Source organism: Geomonas azotofigens (assembly GCF_018919395.1).
In the GTDB taxonomy this organism is placed as follows: domain Bacteria; phylum Desulfobacterota; class Desulfuromonadia; order Geobacterales; family Geobacteraceae; genus Geomonas; species Geomonas azotofigens.
Map to the genome: position 1 here is coordinate 860,873 of NZ_JAHLME010000003.1, position 15,056 is coordinate 875,928.

General features: G+C 61.9%; 11 protein-coding genes. 9 read left to right on the forward strand and 2 right to left on the reverse strand.

The window, feature by feature from the left end; all coding sequences use genetic code 11:
* The first annotated feature begins 3 nt into the window (after window positions 1–3).
* The 9 genes from KOL99_RS13590 (at window position 4) to KOL99_RS13630 (ending at window position 11,526) form a co-directional block, all read left to right on the forward strand.
* Entirely contained in the window at window positions 4–1,407 is a 1,404-nt protein-coding gene (locus KOL99_RS13590) for an efflux RND transporter periplasmic adaptor subunit (RefSeq protein ID WP_216510989.1), read from the forward strand.
* A 33-nt stretch (window positions 1,408–1,440) separates the two neighbouring features.
* Complete coding sequence (locus KOL99_RS13595) at window positions 1,441–4,578, forward strand: efflux RND transporter permease subunit (protein ID WP_216510990.1); 3,138 nt, start codon at window positions 1,441–1,443, stop codon at window positions 4,576–4,578.
* 146 nt (window positions 4,579–4,724) lie between these two features.
* Window positions 4,725–5,204 carry a hypothetical protein gene (locus KOL99_RS13600; RefSeq protein WP_216510991.1) on the forward strand — a complete coding sequence of 160 codons (480 nt, stop codon included), beginning with the start codon at window positions 4,725–4,727 and terminating at the stop codon, window positions 5,202–5,204.
* Between the two features lie 179 nt (window positions 5,205–5,383).
* Entirely contained in the window at window positions 5,384–6,274 is an 891-nt protein-coding gene (locus tag KOL99_RS13605) for a GerMN domain-containing protein (RefSeq protein ID WP_216510992.1), read from the forward strand.
* A 39-nt stretch (window positions 6,275–6,313) separates the two neighbouring features.
* On the forward strand, window positions 6,314–7,534 hold the full coding sequence (locus KOL99_RS13610; RefSeq protein ID WP_216510993.1) for a two-component system sensor histidine kinase NtrB: 1,221 nt from the start codon (window positions 6,314–6,316) through the stop codon (window positions 7,532–7,534).
* Window positions 7,535–7,553: 19 nt separating this feature from the next.
* Window positions 7,554–8,900: a sigma-54-dependent transcriptional regulator gene (locus tag KOL99_RS13615; RefSeq protein ID WP_216510994.1), complete on the forward strand. Its 1,347-nt coding sequence runs from the start codon at window positions 7,554–7,556 to the stop codon at window positions 8,898–8,900.
* A 331-nt stretch (window positions 8,901–9,231) separates the two neighbouring features.
* A complete protein-coding gene (locus KOL99_RS13620) occupies window positions 9,232–9,783 on the forward strand; it encodes a DNA-binding protein (protein WP_216510995.1) in 552 nt (183 codons plus the stop codon).
* A 71-nt stretch (window positions 9,784–9,854) separates the two neighbouring features.
* On the forward strand, window positions 9,855–10,679 hold the full coding sequence (locus tag KOL99_RS13625) for a transporter (protein ID WP_236026095.1): 825 nt from the start codon (window positions 9,855–9,857) through the stop codon (window positions 10,677–10,679).
* A gap of 37 nt (window positions 10,680–10,716) precedes the next feature.
* Entirely contained in the window at window positions 10,717–11,526 is an 810-nt protein-coding gene (locus KOL99_RS13630; RefSeq protein ID WP_216510997.1) for a hypothetical protein, read from the forward strand.
* Window positions 11,527–11,583: 57 nt separating this feature from the next.
* Here KOL99_RS13630 and KOL99_RS13635 read toward each other — a convergent pair whose 3' ends face one another.
* Window positions 11,584–13,848 carry an ATP-binding protein gene (locus tag KOL99_RS13635; RefSeq protein WP_216510998.1) on the reverse strand — a complete coding sequence of 755 codons (2,265 nt, stop codon included), beginning with the start codon at window positions 13,846–13,848 and terminating at the stop codon, window positions 11,584–11,586.
* A gap of 12 nt (window positions 13,849–13,860) precedes the next feature.
* The gene (locus tag KOL99_RS13640; protein WP_216510999.1) at window positions 13,861–14,706 is read right to left on the reverse strand and encodes a phosphate/phosphite/phosphonate ABC transporter substrate-binding protein; all 846 of its coding nucleotides are present in this window, start codon (window positions 14,704–14,706) and stop codon (window positions 13,861–13,863) included.
* Window positions 14,707–15,056: the final 350 nt, after the last annotated feature.

The following is a 15,056-nucleotide window of genomic DNA, read 5'->3' on the forward strand; positions in this document are numbered from 1 at the left end:
TTCATGAACAAAAGCGTCAAGGTCGCAATTCCCATCGTTCTCGTCCTGGTAGTGGCTGCAGCCGGCGGCGGATACTACCTGTGGCACCAGAAGCACCAGGCGCCGGCCGGGAAGGAAAAGGCGGCCCAGGGACAGGTGCTCTACACCTGCGCCATGCACCCCTTCATCATCAAGGACAAGCCGGGAACCTGCCCCATCTGCGGCATGCAGCTGATCAAGAAGGTTGAGGGGACCCAGGCCAGCGCCGAGGAGCAGAAGATGCTCGGGCACGTCTCGCTGTCGCCGACCCAGTCGGTCATGGCCAACGTAGCCACGGTGCCGGCCGATTACGCACCGCTATCCAAGGAGATCAACGCCGTCGGCATCGTCCAGTACGACCAGTCCAGGCAGGCGAAGGTGACCGCGTGGGTGGCGGGCCGCATCGACAAGCTGAACGTGAACACGGTGGGCGCCTTCGTCTCCAAGGGAAGGCCGGTCGCCGAGATCTACTCGCCGGACCTGGTCGCCGCGCAGCAGGAATATCTGCTGGCCCTGAGAAGCCGCGAGCAGTTCAAGAAGTCGAGCATCGACGCCATTTCCCAGGGCGGTGAGGGGCTGGTGGCCTCCGCGCGCCAGCGACTGAAACTCCTCGGGGTGAAGGACGAGCAGATCGCCGGCCTGGAGAAGGCGGGACACCCCAACATCAAGCTCCCCATCTACACGCCGCTCTCGGGCGTCGTGATCGAGAAGGTGGTCCAGGAAGGGCAGTACGTCAACATGGGCGACCCGCTCTTCAACATCGCCGACCTCTCCACCGTCTGGGTGGACGTCGAGGTGTACGAGAACGAGTTCAGCTTCGTGAAGATGGGGCAGCGGGTGGAAATCCTCTCCCAATCGTACCCGGGCAAGACCTTCTCCGGGCGCGTCTCCTTCATCTACCCCTTCCTCGATCCCAAGACCCGGACCGTGAAGGTGAGGGTGGAACTCGCCAACCCCGGGCTCAAGCTGAAACCCGACATGTTCGTCAACGCCTCCATTAAGGCGCCGCTGGGGAACGCGCTGGTGGTTCCGGCCACCGCGCTCATGGACACCGGCAAGCGCCAGGTGGTCTGGGTCGAGTCCCAGCCCGGCATGTTCGAACCGCATGACGTGCAGGTTGGCGCACGCGTCGGCGACAAGGTGCAGATCCTTTCCGGCCTGAAGCAGGGTGACAAGGTGGCGGCTTCCGGAGGCTACCTGATCGATTCCGAGTCGCAGCTCGCCGGCGGCAGCGGTGGCGGCGGTCACGAAGGGCATACCGGCGGGGCCGCAACTCCGGCCGCACCGGCCGCACCGGGAGCGGGCGATCACCAGGGTCACGGTGCCCCGGCCGCACCGGCCGCGCCCAAAAAAGGCGGCAGCATGGATATGGGCGACATGAAGATGTAGTTGTTGGAATTACTATGAGCACTGAGGTTTTACATGATTGAAAAGATCATCGAATATTCCGCCCGCAACCGGGTGATAGTGCTGATGCTGTTCGCCCTGCTGATCGCCTGGGGGGTCTGGGCGGTCTACAAGACGCCGGTGGACGCGATACCTGATCTCTCCGACAACCAGGTCATCGTCTTCACCGATTACCCAGGCCGCTCGCCTCAGGTGGTCGAGGACCAGGTCACTTATCCGCTGGCGGTGAACCTGCAGGGGCTGCCGCAGGTCCGCGCCGTGCGCGCCTCCTCCGCCTTCGGCTTCTCCATGATCTACGTGATTTTCGAGGACAAGGCGGACATCTACTGGGCCAGGACCCGCGTCCTCGAGCGCCTGAACTACGCCGCCAGCCTGCTGCCGCAGGGCGTCGTGCCGACGCTCGGCCCCGACGGCACCGGTGTCGGTCACGTCTTCTGGTACACGCTGGAAGGGAAGGGGTACGACCTCGAGCAGTTGCGGACCCTGCAGGACTGGTTCGTGCGCTACCAGCTGAACACCGTCCCCGGCGTGGCCGAGGTCGCCTCCATCGGCGGCTTCGTGCGCGAGTACCAGGTCGACCTCGACCCCAACCGTCTCTTCGCCTACAACATCAAGGTCGGCCAGGTAGCCGACGCGATCAAGAAGTCCAACAACGACGTGGGCGGCAGGCTCCTGGAACAGGCCGACGCGGAGTACCTGATCCGCGGCCGCGGCTACGTGAAATCGACGGCGGACCTTGAAAACATCGTGGTCGGCGCCGACATGCGAGGCACCCCCATCTACGTCAAGAACTTGGGCACGGTGCAGCTGGGCGGCGCCATCCGGCGCGGCATGCTGGACATGAACGGGCAGGGCGAGGCGGTGGGCGGCATCGTGGTCATGCGCTACGGCGAGAACGCGAAGGACGTCATCGACCGGGTCAAGGAGAAGATCGTCTCCCTGGAAAAGGGGCTCCCTCCCGGCGTCAAGATCATGGTCTCCTACGACCGCAGCGACCTGATCGAGCGCGCCATCCACACGCTGAAATCCTCTCTCATGGAGGAGTCCATCGTGGTGTCGCTGGTGATACTCGTGTTCCTGCTCCACTTCCAGAGCGCCCTGGTCATCGTGCTGACGCTTCCCATCGCGGTGCTGATCTCGTTCATCACCATGAAGCTCATGGGGGTGACCTCCAACATCATGTCCTTGGGCGGGATCGCCATCGCCATCGGCGTCCTGGTCGACGCCGGCGTCATCATGGTGGAGAACTGCTACCGCCACCTCTCCGAGATGCCTCCCGAAGAGCGGCGCGAGAGGCGCCTCGACGTGATCATCGCCTCGGCCAAGCAGGTCGGGCGCGCCATCTTCTTCTCGCTGGCCATCATCATCCTCTCCTTCGTGCCGGTGTTCCTGCTCGAAGGGCAGGAAGGAAAGATGTTCCACCCGCTCGCCTTCACCAAGACCTTCTCCATGATGGGGTCCGCCTTCATCGCCATCACCCTGGTGCCGGTATTGATGTACTACCTGATGCGGGGCAAGATGCCGCCGGAGAGTTCGAACCCGGTATCGAGCTTCTTCATCAAGCTGTACTCGCCGGTGATCCGCTGGGTGCTCAAGTGGAAGAAGACCACCATCGCGCTGAACGTTATTGCGCTCGCCGTCGCCATCCCGATGTTCATGAGTATCGGCAGCGAGTTCATGCCCCCCTTGGACGAGGGATCGCTCCTCTACATGCCGGTGACGCTCCCCAACATCTCCATCAATGAGGCGAAGCGCCTGATCCAGGTCCAGGACACGGTGATCAAGAGCGTCCCCGAGGTGGAGCACGTGCTCGGCAAGGTCGGGCGCGCCGAAACCTCGACCGATCCCGCGCCGGTCTCCATGTTCGAGAGCATCATCATCCTGAAGCCCAAGGACAAGTGGCGCCCCGGCGTGACCAAGGCCGACATCGTCTCAGAACTGGACGGCAAGCTGCAGCAGATCGGGGTCAGAAACGGCTGGACCCAGCCCATCATCAACCGCATCAACATGCTCTCCACCGGGGTGCGCACCGACTTGGGCGTCAAGATCTTCGGCTCCGACCTCAACGTCCTGAAGGACTTGGCGGTTGAGGCCGAGGGGATCCTGAAGACCGTGCCGGGTGCGGCCGACGTGGTCGCGGAACGGGTGACCGGTGGCAACTACATCGACATCGACATCGACCGCGAGGCCGCCGCTCGTTACGGGGTCTCGGTGGGCGACATCCAGGAGGTCATCTCCACGGCCCTGGGGGGCGAGATGCTCTCCACCTCGGTGGAAGGGCGCAACCGCTTCCCGATCCGCCTGCGTTACATGCGCGAGATGCGCAGCGACATCCCGTCCATCCAGCGCATCCTCGTTTCGGGGATGGAAGGGGCCCAGGTGCCGCTGTCGCTGGTGACCAAGCTGAAGGTCTCCACCGGCGCGCCGGAGATCAACAGCGAAGGCGGTCTCTTGCGCTCCATCGTCTTCCTGAACGTGCGCGGCCGCGACATGGGCGGCTTCGTCAACGAGGCGAAGACCGTGCTCGAGAAGCAGATGAAGCTCCCCCCGGGCTACTACGTTGCCTGGTCCGGCCAATGGGAGAACCAGGTGCGCGCCAAGGCGCGGCTGCAGATGCTCGTTCCCGCCGGCATCCTGATTATCTTCATCCTGCTCTACTTCACCTTCCACTCGGCGCTGGAGGCGAGCATGGTCATGCTCTCGGTCCCGTTCGCGCTGGTCGGCGGGGTCTACCTGGTGAAGCTCCTTGGCTACAACATGTCGGTCGCCGTCTGGGTCGGTTTCATCGCGCTGTACGGGATCGCCGTCGAGACCGGCGTGGTCATGGTCATCTACCTGCACGAGGCGCTGGACAAGAAGCTATTGAAGGGGCCGGTCACCGAGCAGGACATCTACGACGCCACCTTCGAGGGAGCCGTGCTCAGGTTGCGTCCCAAACTGATGACCGTCGCCGTCGCCCTGATCGGCTTGGTCCCCATCATGTGGTCCTCGGGGACCGGCGCCGACGTGATGAAACCGATCGCGGCACCCATGATCGGCGGGATGATATCGTCCGCGGTGCACGTGCTCATCATGACCCCGGTGATCTTCGTGTTGATGAAGAAGCATGATCTCAAGAAAGGGAAACTGAAGTACTCGGGGATGAAGCATTAGACGAATATGCTACTGCCGCAGTGGAATATTCCTCAAACCACTTGTGGCACGACGCGGTGACGCCGCGTAGCAATGGCACTTTAGCTCTTGGCACACCACGTGCTTAGTCAATAACAGATTATTTTTCACGCAAAAGGAGAATCATCATGAAGAAACTCGTCGTTCTGGTTGCCGCCGCTCTCGCTTTGACCGCTCCTGTAGCTTCTTTCGCCATGGACCACGGTTCCATGGATATGGGGCACGGCGACATGAAGATGGACCACGATATGGGCGCCGTCGCTCACCAGGAAGTCGTCAACGGCGTGAAGGCCACCTTCAAGGTCATGAGCATGAAGGAGCACATGGCCGCCATGAAGATGGAACTCCCCAAGGGAATGAAAGAAACCCACCACATCGCCGTCGAGTTCAAGGACGCCAAGACCGGCAAGCCGCTCACCGAAGGCCAGGTGACGGCGAAGGTCCAGGGCCCGGACAAGTCCGAGCAGACCAAGGACCTGATGGGGATGCAGGGGCACTTCGGCGCTGACTTCGATCTCTCCAAGAAGGGCAAGTACGGCGTGATGTGCAAGTTCAAGCTGAAAGACGGCCAGGTGCGCAACACCAAGTTCTGGTACACCGTCAAGTAGTTACGGCCGGGGCGGCTCCTCACCCGGAGCCGCCCTTCGTTTTTCCCTTTCCCCCCTGCGTTCTCCCGTCCTCTTCAGCCGCTGTAGTATCGCATGGTTCGCCCTGTAAGCATAAGTTGTCGAACTATAAGAATTATCGACTGGCGTTTTTCTCTAAAATACCTTAGAGGATACTTACCATGACCACCGTTGCCCTTGCCCGAAACGTACGCACCGTGTCCCTCTTTCTTCTCCTCTCCCTGTTTGTCGGGTGTACTTCCCGTCAGGAGCCGCCTCCTGAAGCGAAGGGGAGGGTGAACGCCACCGCTTCCTTCGTGAAGTACTTCGGCCAGGTGCCGCCCGTGGACAAGGGGACCTGCTACGGCTTCGTCATCTATTTCCCCTCCGCCCGGGAGGCCGGCAAGGTGCTTCCGTTACCGTTCTTCAGCTTCGATGAGGCGAGCCTCAAGAAGGTTGCGCTGGGCAAACTCATCGCTGGCATGGGGGATCAGAAGTCGTACCAGGGTGAACTGGCGCAGCCGTTTCCGGTGGGGAGCCGCGTCCTCGATATCTCCGAGTCCGCCGGTACGACGACCGTGAACTTCAGCAAGGAGCTGAACGCCGTCAAGGACGACCAGCAACTGCGGCAGGGGCTGGTAAACGCGGTGGTGCTGACCTTGCGCCAGTTTGGCGCTGTGGCCAAGGTGGTCATCAAGGTCGAGGGGGCGGAAGGTCCGCTTGAGAAACTGGTTGCCAGGGCCGATGAGAGTGCGGTCTTGCCACTTGCCGCGCCGCGGCTCATGGGTGTCGTTGGCATGAAGGAGAAAGGGGCCGCCAATGTCGAGGAGATCGACGCCTTTTTCGACCGTCCCGTGGAGATCAAGGAATTAACCCTGTCGGGCGCCGATGGCGGCAGGATCGAGGGGGACGTTTATCAATCCGTCTTCGACATGGCGGGGGTGCTCAAGACCAGGAAGCCGCAGCCGTACCAGCCCGGCACGCCGATAAAGGTGCACTGGAAGATAACCGACAAACTCGGGCGCAGCGCCTCTGGGGACACCGACGTCGCCCTGGAGATAAAGGAGCACTGACCGGGGTGATGCCGCTACGGAACGGGGCGTAGGACGCACATGTTCAAGAAAGCCATACTGCTGCTGGGCGTCTCCGTTACCTGCTGCTTGCTCTGGTTCGCCGTCTACGACTACCGGGAGGCGGGCCCCATAGCGCGGGAAAACCTGCGGGGGGTCGCGCTTTCGCTCACCACGGCCATCGAGCATCTCGCCGTGAACGATCCCTCTTTGAAAACGCTCCACGCCTTCCACCCTCCCGATGTTGCGTATTTCGCCCTGATCGACGGGGGTGGCGTCTATCGCTTCCATTCCAACCCCGATCTCGTCGGCACCGCCGTCGAGCGCGGCTCCGCCGGCAACCTCCCGCTGTTCAGCAGGTCTGAGACCCGCGTCGCGCTTGGCACCGGTGAACGCGCCTACCAGTTCGCCTCGCCGGTCAACGTGGGGGGAGAGCCGCTGGACCTGGTGCTTACCCTGCACACCTACCGCGCCGATGCCGTGGTCCGGCGCGCCAGGCTGAACATGACCATCGTGCTGGCCCTCGTGGGCGTTGGATGGCTGCTGAGCATCGGCCTGGCGCGTTATGCCGTTCGCGAGGAGCGCCACCGCGATGAGCTCGCACGCAGGGAGGCGTTGGCCAAGCTTGGTGAAATGGGCGCGGTGCTTGCCCACGAGATTCGCAACCCGCTGGCGGGGATCAAGGGGTTCGCCCAGGTGATCGCCGCCAGGCCCCAGGAATCGCGCAACGCCGCCTTCGCCCGCAGCATCGTCGCCGAGGCGGTGCGCCTGGAGAGCCTGGTGAACGACCTCCTGGCGTACGCGACCGACGAGCCGCAGGCCCCTGACCACTTCCCCCTTGCCCCCCTGGTCGAGGACACGGTCGCCCTGTTACGACCGGACGCCGAGGCCCATCATGTAGCGGTGACCTGGAGCTGTCCCGATGGGCTACTGGTTCGCGGCAACCGGGACCGGATCGAACAGGCGCTGCTGAACCTTTTGCACAACGCGGTTCAGGCCATGGAGCACGGGGGCGAGCTCCGCATCGACGCCGAAAGTTCCGGCGCGGAGGCCTCCCTTTCGGTCCGGGACAACGGGCCCGGCATAGCGGAAGAGCACCAACCGCTCGTCTTCGAGCCGTTCTTCACCACGAAGCCCCGGGGAACCGGGCTGGGGTTGGCGCTGTGCAAGAAGATCGTCGAGGCGAATGGTGGCCGGATATCGCTTAAGAGCGGGGTGGGGGAGGGGACCACGGTCACGCTGACCCTTCCCCGCACACGTTGAGGACATTGAGGAGCCGCAGATGAAAGGAACCGTGCTGGTTGTCGAGGATGACGCTACCTTCCGTGCCTTTATGCAAACCATTCTCCAGGACGAAGGGTACCAGGTGGAGACGGCGGTCGATGGCCTCAAGGCGCTGCGCCTGCTGCGCCAAACCGGGTTCGACGTGGTTGTTTCCGACCTGAATCTCCCGGGCAAGAGCGGTCTCGACCTGTTTCGCGAGACCCGGCCGGACCCGGCGGCTCCTCCTTTCATCTTCCTCACCGCGTTCGGCACGGTCGACCAGGCTGTCTGCGCCATCAAGGAAGGAGCGGTCGACTTCCTCACCAAACCCCTCAGCGATCCCCAGGCTCTGCTCACGCTGGTGCAACGAACCATCGAGACCCAGAGCCGGACCCGGGAGTACCTTTCCCTCAAAGAATCAGAGGCCGCGGGGCTGCCGCCGGAGGAACTCCTTTTTGCAGGCGAGGCCATGCGTCCGGTGCGGCAACTGGTGCATGACGTGGCCGCCACCATGGCCAACGTGCTCATCCTCGGCGAAAGCGGCACCGGTAAGGAGCTGGTCGCCAGGATCATTCACCTGATGAGCCGGAGAGAAAAGGGCGCCTTCGTCGCCATAAACTGCGCCGCCATTCCGGAAAACCTCCTGGAGAGCGAGCTGTTCGGCCATGAAAAGGGGGCCTTCACCGGCGCCATCCAGGCTCGCCAGGGCAAATTCGAGTTGGCCCGGGGGGGCACCATCTTCCTTGACGAAATCGGCGAGATGCCCCTTTCGCTCCAGGCGAAACTGCTGCGAGTGATCCAGGAGCGGTCCTTCGAACGGGTGGGCGGCACCCGGGAGATCAAGGCCGACGTTCGCATCATCGCCGCGACCAACCGGAACCTGCGCGAGGAGGTGGGAGAGCGACGCTTCCGCGAGGACCTCTACTACCGGCTCAACGTGTTCCCGCTGCGAATCCCTTCCCTGCGTGAAAGAACCGATGCCATAGCTGTTTTGGCCGAATACTTCATGCAGCGCTTCAGCTCTCAACTGGGCAAACAGCTGAAGGGGATCGAACATGACGCCGTCGCCGCCCTGCGCCGCTATCACTGGCCGGGTAACGTTCGCGAGCTGCAAAACGTGATGGAGCGGGCGGCGATCCTTTCCAGGGAACAGGTTCGGGCGGCGACGCTCCCGGATGAGATCGTCTCCGCGTCCCGGGAAGGGGCATTGGACAGCAGGGAACGCCTGAAAGGCGCCGAGCGAGACCTCATCGCGCAGGCGATAGCGAAGCATGGCGGCAACCGCCGGCTTGCCGCGCAGGAGCTGGGCATGTCGCGACGCTCACTACAGTACAAGCTCAAAGAGCACGGCTTCCTGGATGAATGAGGTGTGCAAGGCCGCTCGGTTATGGTGCAAATCCTTGCACTCAATGCGTTAGTGCCGGCCCGGCTTGAATCTCAGGACAGACGCTTTTTCAGCAAGTTGCGCTGTCGCCCCTATCTGGCACGGACCGTGAAACTCCCTTCGCGTCGGAATAACGAAAAAGGAGGTTCAGGTCGTGGACACAGATGCGCAGTTCAGAGATGGCGGTAGCCGGAAAGCTGGGGGAGTGATGAAGACGGTCGCGGTGGTGGGGATGGTGATGGCATTCGGGCTGATGACCGGGTGCTGCATGTTACATCCGATGTGGTGATTAAAAGCAGGACGGAGATTCGGTATGACTGTTGCGCGGCTCATCTTGCTGGTCATGGCTCTGCTTCTGAACGGGGTGTGGCACGGGGAAGCTTCCGCGGGCTTTCTTGGCTTTGGCTCCGACGGCAAGGCCAAAAGCGGGCTTGATTTCAACCGCGGCTACGACCTCAACACGGTGGGGAATGTAGCCGGCCGCGTCACCTCCCTTCCGCGCCAGGTTGAAGACGAGCAGTACATCCTGGAGGTACAGACCTCCGCAGGCATCGTGAACCTCAGCGTCGGGCCCGGCGCGTACTGGCAGAAAAAGGGAATCACGGTGCGGGTCAATGACGCAATCAGCGCCAAGGGGGCGAGGGCACAGGGGCAGGACGGCAGGGACTACCTGCTGACCCAGAAATTGGTGAACAGGACCACGGGAGCCACTATCGAACTGCGCAGCGAGAGCGGTGAACCGGCGTGGTCGGGCAGGGGAGCCGGGGTCGGTTCGCGGTCGCAAGACGGTCGGTTCGGCGCCGGAGGCGGCGGTGGGTTCATGCGCGGCGGAGGGATGATGGGCGGCGGTATGATGCGGCGCTAGCGCCATCAGCCGGGTATGGCCACGAGGTGACGATGTTCAGAATGTGTACTTCTGGGGTTATTTGGGGCGTTTTGCTGGTAGCGGGTACCTTGCTTCCGGGGATGGCCCGGGCGGACGGCCCCGCGCTCTCCGCCACCCTCGGCTTCGAGTTCGCCTCGGGCGATTACGGCAGCGGCGTTCACACCAGTTCGGTCTACCTGCCGCTGACCGTGGGGGTCGCCGCCACGGATCGGCTCGGCTTTTCCGTCGAGATTCCGTACGTCTACCAGAGTAACTCCGCCGTTAATACCGGCGTCATCCTCGGTTCCGGCGGGCAAAGGGCAGGTATGCAGAAAGAGGTGGCAGCGATGAACGGCGGGCATGGCGGCAGCGGCTCCATGTCCACCGCACCCTCCGGCAGCTACGGCGGTTCGGCGAGCGGCCTCGGCGACATCACCGCCAAGGCCGGTTACGTCCTGGTGCCGGAGGGGGAGTTCATGCCGCGGATCCGTCCCTACCTCTTCGTGAAGTTTCCCACCGGCGACGAGAACAAGGCGCTGGGTACCGGGGCCTTCGACGAGGGGGGAGCTGTGGAAATCTTCAAGCAACTGGGCAACTGGTACACCTTCGCGGAGGCGGGGTACACACTGCAGGGGCGTTCATCGGTACTGCCTTTGAAGGATTACTGCAGCGTGAACGCGGGTGCCGGCTACGCGGTAACCGAGGCCTTGCTCCCCATGCTGGTGGTCAAGACCTCCAGCGCTCCCATCGAAGGGGCGAGCCAGTTGGTGGAAACCCGGATCAAGCTGAAGTACCTGGTTACCGGGAAGACCAGCCTTGAAGGGTATCTCGCCAAGGGCTGGACCCGCAGCAGTGCGGATTTCGGCAGCGGTATTGCGGTCAGTTACGACTTCTAAGAAAACTAACGACTCCATCAAAGAGAGGGTGAATGCTATGAAAAAAGAAATGATTGCGGCCGCGGCGGCGGTTGTCGCTGTTGGTCTCCTGGCGGGTTGCGGCGGTTCCTCATCTACCACGCCTTCCACGAGCGTCGCGGGAAAAGTGGCCGACGGCTACCTGGAAAAGGCGACGGTGTTCCTGGACAAGAACAACAACTATCGGCTCGATGCCGGCGAGCCCAATACCGTGACCGACGCCAACGGCGCCTACACGCTCACCATCGATCCAGCGGATCTGGGACGGTACCCGATCGTCGCCCTCGCCGTCAAGAACGTCACCATCGACAAGGACAACGGGCTGCCGGTCGCCCACAGCTACCTGCTGAGCCTTCCCAAGGACAGCGTATCCGGTACGGTGAGTAGCAACTTCATCAGCCCGATCACCACCCAGGTGCGCGAGATGATGGAGACGGGCGACTACACCATGCCCCAGGCGATGGACCAGTTGCGCCTGAAACTGCACCTTTCCCAGGACACCGATTTGATGGGGGACTACCTGGCCGGGCAGAACCCGATGCTCCACGCGACCGCCCAGAACATGGCGACCCTGATGGGGGGGCAGATGGGGCAGGTTTACCAGTCTGGCAGCGACACCGTGGTGGACGTCAACCGTTACCGCGGCATGATGGGAACGATGTTCAGCAACATGTCGTCAGTCAGGGCCGCCACCACGGCGGCGGACATGACGCAGTTGATGACGCTGATGTCGTCGAATTTGAACAACATCACCATCGGGCAGCCGTTCCACAACATGTCATCCTATTTTGGCGGCATGATGGGGAGCGGGGGGATGATGGGTAGGTAAGTGGTGCACCAGCGGCATCTTCCGGTTTATCAGTCCCCGGGGATGCCGCGCTCTCTTTTACGCCGCCGCTAGTGCGTCTCTCACCTTGGCAGCCAGGGACTGCATGGTAAACGGTTTTTGCAGGAAGCACATTCCCTCTTCAACCTTGCCTCGTCCAGCGATGACATCGGCGGTGTAGCCGGACATGAACAGGCACTTCAAGTCGGGGCGGTTGACCAGCAGCCGCTCGGACAGATCCCGGCCGTTCATGCCCGGCATGATGATGTCGGTCAGGAGCAGGTCGATCGATTTGCTCCCGTCCGCCGCGATGGCGATGGCCTGTTCCGGCGAGGCCGCCGGGTAGACGGTATAACCGAGCTGGGTCAGGATGGTGGTACCGATCTCCATGATCGCCGGCTCGTCCTCCACCAGCAGGATGGTTTCCGTCCCCCCCACCGGTCTTTCCCTTTTCGGGTCAGCTTGCTGGGCGACTTCGTGCACCGCCGGCAGGTAGATGCGGAAGGTGGTCCCATGGCCGGGAGTGCTGGCGACCTCGATATGGCCGCTGTTTTGCTTGACGATACCGAAGACGGTGGCGAGGCCGAGACCGGTGCCGCGCCCAAGCTCCTTGGTGGTGTAAAACGGTTCGAAGATCCGCTCGATCACTTCCCGCGTCATCCCCTGCCCGCTGTCCGCCACCACCAGCATCACGTAGTCGCCCGGCATCAGGTCGGCCATCCGCGCCTGTTCATGCTGGCCGAGCTTCACGTTTTCGGTGAAAATCTCTATCTTGCCGACCCCGACTATTGCGTCGCGCGCGTTGACGCAGAGATTGGCCATGACCTGGTCCAGTTGGGACGGGTCCAGTTTTACCTTCCACAGATCGAATCCGGGGGACCAGGAGAGGTCTATGTCTTCGCCGATCAAGCGATGCAGCATCTTGAGCATCCTGGCGATGGTCTCGTTGAGATCGAGGACCTTGGGTTCGGCGTGCTGCTGCCTGGAAAAGGCCAGCAACTGCTTGGTGATGTCCGCCGAGCGCGTGGCCGCATCGTGGATCTCCTTCAGGCGTTCGTGCATCTGCCCGGAGGGATCCGCGCTGAGCATGGCCAGTTCCGCGTGCCCGATGATGACGCCGAGCATGTTGTTGAAGTCGTGAGCGACGCCGCCGGCCAACTGACCGACCGCCTCCATCTTCTGTGACTGTATCAACTGCTGGGCGAGGCCGAGCTTCTCCGCCTCGATTCTCGCCTGCTCGGTGATGTCATGGATTACCAGCACCATTCCGCCCAACTCGCCGGAACTGTTGATGATGGGCGCTCCGTTCACGGTGACGGTGCGCTTGGCGCCGTCTTTTGAGACCAGCGTATGCTGTCCCGGCAGTTCCAGGGTCCGCCGCGCGTCGATCACGTGTCGCAGCCCGGCCATGACTTCGGTCCGCCCCGTTTCTCCATCAAGTTGGAGCACCTCCTCCAGCAGTCGTTGTCTGGCCTCAACCTCGCTCCAGCCGGTGAGGGTCTCGGCGACCTGGTTCAGCAGCACGATCCTGTTGTCGGTATCGGTGGCGATGACGCCGTCACCGATGGATTGCAGGGTGATGGTGAGTCTTTCCTGTTCGGCGATCAGGCGCTGTTCCGCGTCGCGCAGTTGGGTCGACGAATGGTTCAGGGCATCGGCCAGCATGTCGATCTCGTAGACCCCGCGCCGTACCGCGACCTGCGCTCCTTTGCTGTGCTGCAGGTCCTGGGCGAACAGGCTCAGCTCGCGGATCGCGCGCAACGGGCGCTTGACCACCATGAACATCAGGAGGGTGCCGACCAGGATCCAGAGGGCGCCGATCTGCAAACTGCTGCGCCAGGTGGCCAACTGCAGCTGGTTGGCCGTTTCCAGGGTGAGGGCCATGCGCACCCAGCCGAGATGGGTGCCGGCGGAAATGGGGGCCCACGACACCAGTTGGTCGCCTTGGCGACTGAGCGCCGGCTTCGGCTCCCTGGGGACGGTGACTGCATGCACTTCGTAGTTGATTCGGGCCGGCAAGCCGCGGGAAGGACGCTCGATGTTGCACAGGACATGACCGTCGGGCTCGGCCACCCGGATGGTTACGACATCCGGCATCTGGGCCGCGTTCATCATGTGAGCCTCGAGACCGGCGTACTCCTGGGTGACGATGAATCCCGCCGCGTTGTCGGCAAGGCTGTGGGCGAGTACCCGCAGGTTGTCCGAGAGGGCCTGGACGTAGATCGTCTGCTGACGGCTGCCGGTCCACCAGCCGTAGACGGCGATCATGACGGTGAGAATGAGCGCCAGGGATACGATGATTTTTACTTCGAGGCGTTTGAGCATCGCGGGGCCGGTCTAGTTGCTCTGTTGCCTGTCGAGCAGGTCGAAGTTGACGTCGGCGAAGAAGGCGTAGTCGCGCTGGTAGTCAGCCTTCACTGGCCCGACCAGCTTCACGGCCTTCAGGATGTTGCGCCCCTGCTCGGTGTGGTCCAGGTTGAGCAAGGCCGTCGTGACCGCGTCACGAACCTTCTTGGGGACCCTCGGGTGGGCGGCGAAAGGGTGGGGAGCTATTTCCTGTGTTTTCATGATGACCCGGAACTCCTTCTGCATTTCAGGGAAGTCCTCGATCATGCTGCTGTCCAGGGTGGCTCCGGCTGCGGCCTTGCCGACCAGGACGCTCTTGGCCACGTTGATGGTGGAACCGCTGAAAAACACATTGAAATCGATCTGTTGGCCGGTAAGCATGGCGTGGCGCGTGATCACGCTGCAGACGTTTTTCGGACCGACGATGGCGATGGTCTTGCCCTTGAGGTCCTTCACCTGGGTGTACGGCGAGTCCTTGCGTACGAAGACCTGGCCGCGCAGCATCTTTGATCCCCGTACCAGCGGTATGTATTTCTGCTTTTGGTAGGCGAGGTAGAACATGTTGGGGGCGGCGTACATGAAATCGACCTGGTCCCCTTTGGTTTCTTCCAGGAAGGTGGTGATCTTGTCGTAGAGTTTCAGTTCGATCTTCACGCCGACCTGCTGGGACAGGTAATTCACCAGGGGCGTCCAGTTCTTATGGAGCGTCACCGCCGGGAGGTTGGGCACCACGGCGAGTGTATAAACCTTTTCCGTCGCGAAAACTCGATAGGGAAGGGCGGTAAGTATCAGAAGCGCGAAGATAAGACTGTAAAGCCTGCCATTGGTCCAAGACATAAAAATCTCCCGGAAATAATCTCTGTGTCATTATTCGTTAGAAAGACTGGTTGTGGCGGGAAGCCTTATAGTAATACCACATGCTGAGAGCTTGTCAGCCTGGACGCATACTTCTTATTCGGTTGTGGGACTGTATCACTAAATTACTTTGCAAGTAATCTTTGTGAGAGTGAGAGAGACTGTGATCTGCTGATGGGGGTAAGGGACACAAATTCCGGCGTTTGCTGGTTTTGGTGGGGAGGGAGAAGAAGATGGGATAGATATATGTATGGTGAGTGGCCTTTGCTGACCTATCCGTATTTGTCCCATAAGATATATTATGTAAAGTTGGATGTCTCGTTTTGGCGGCT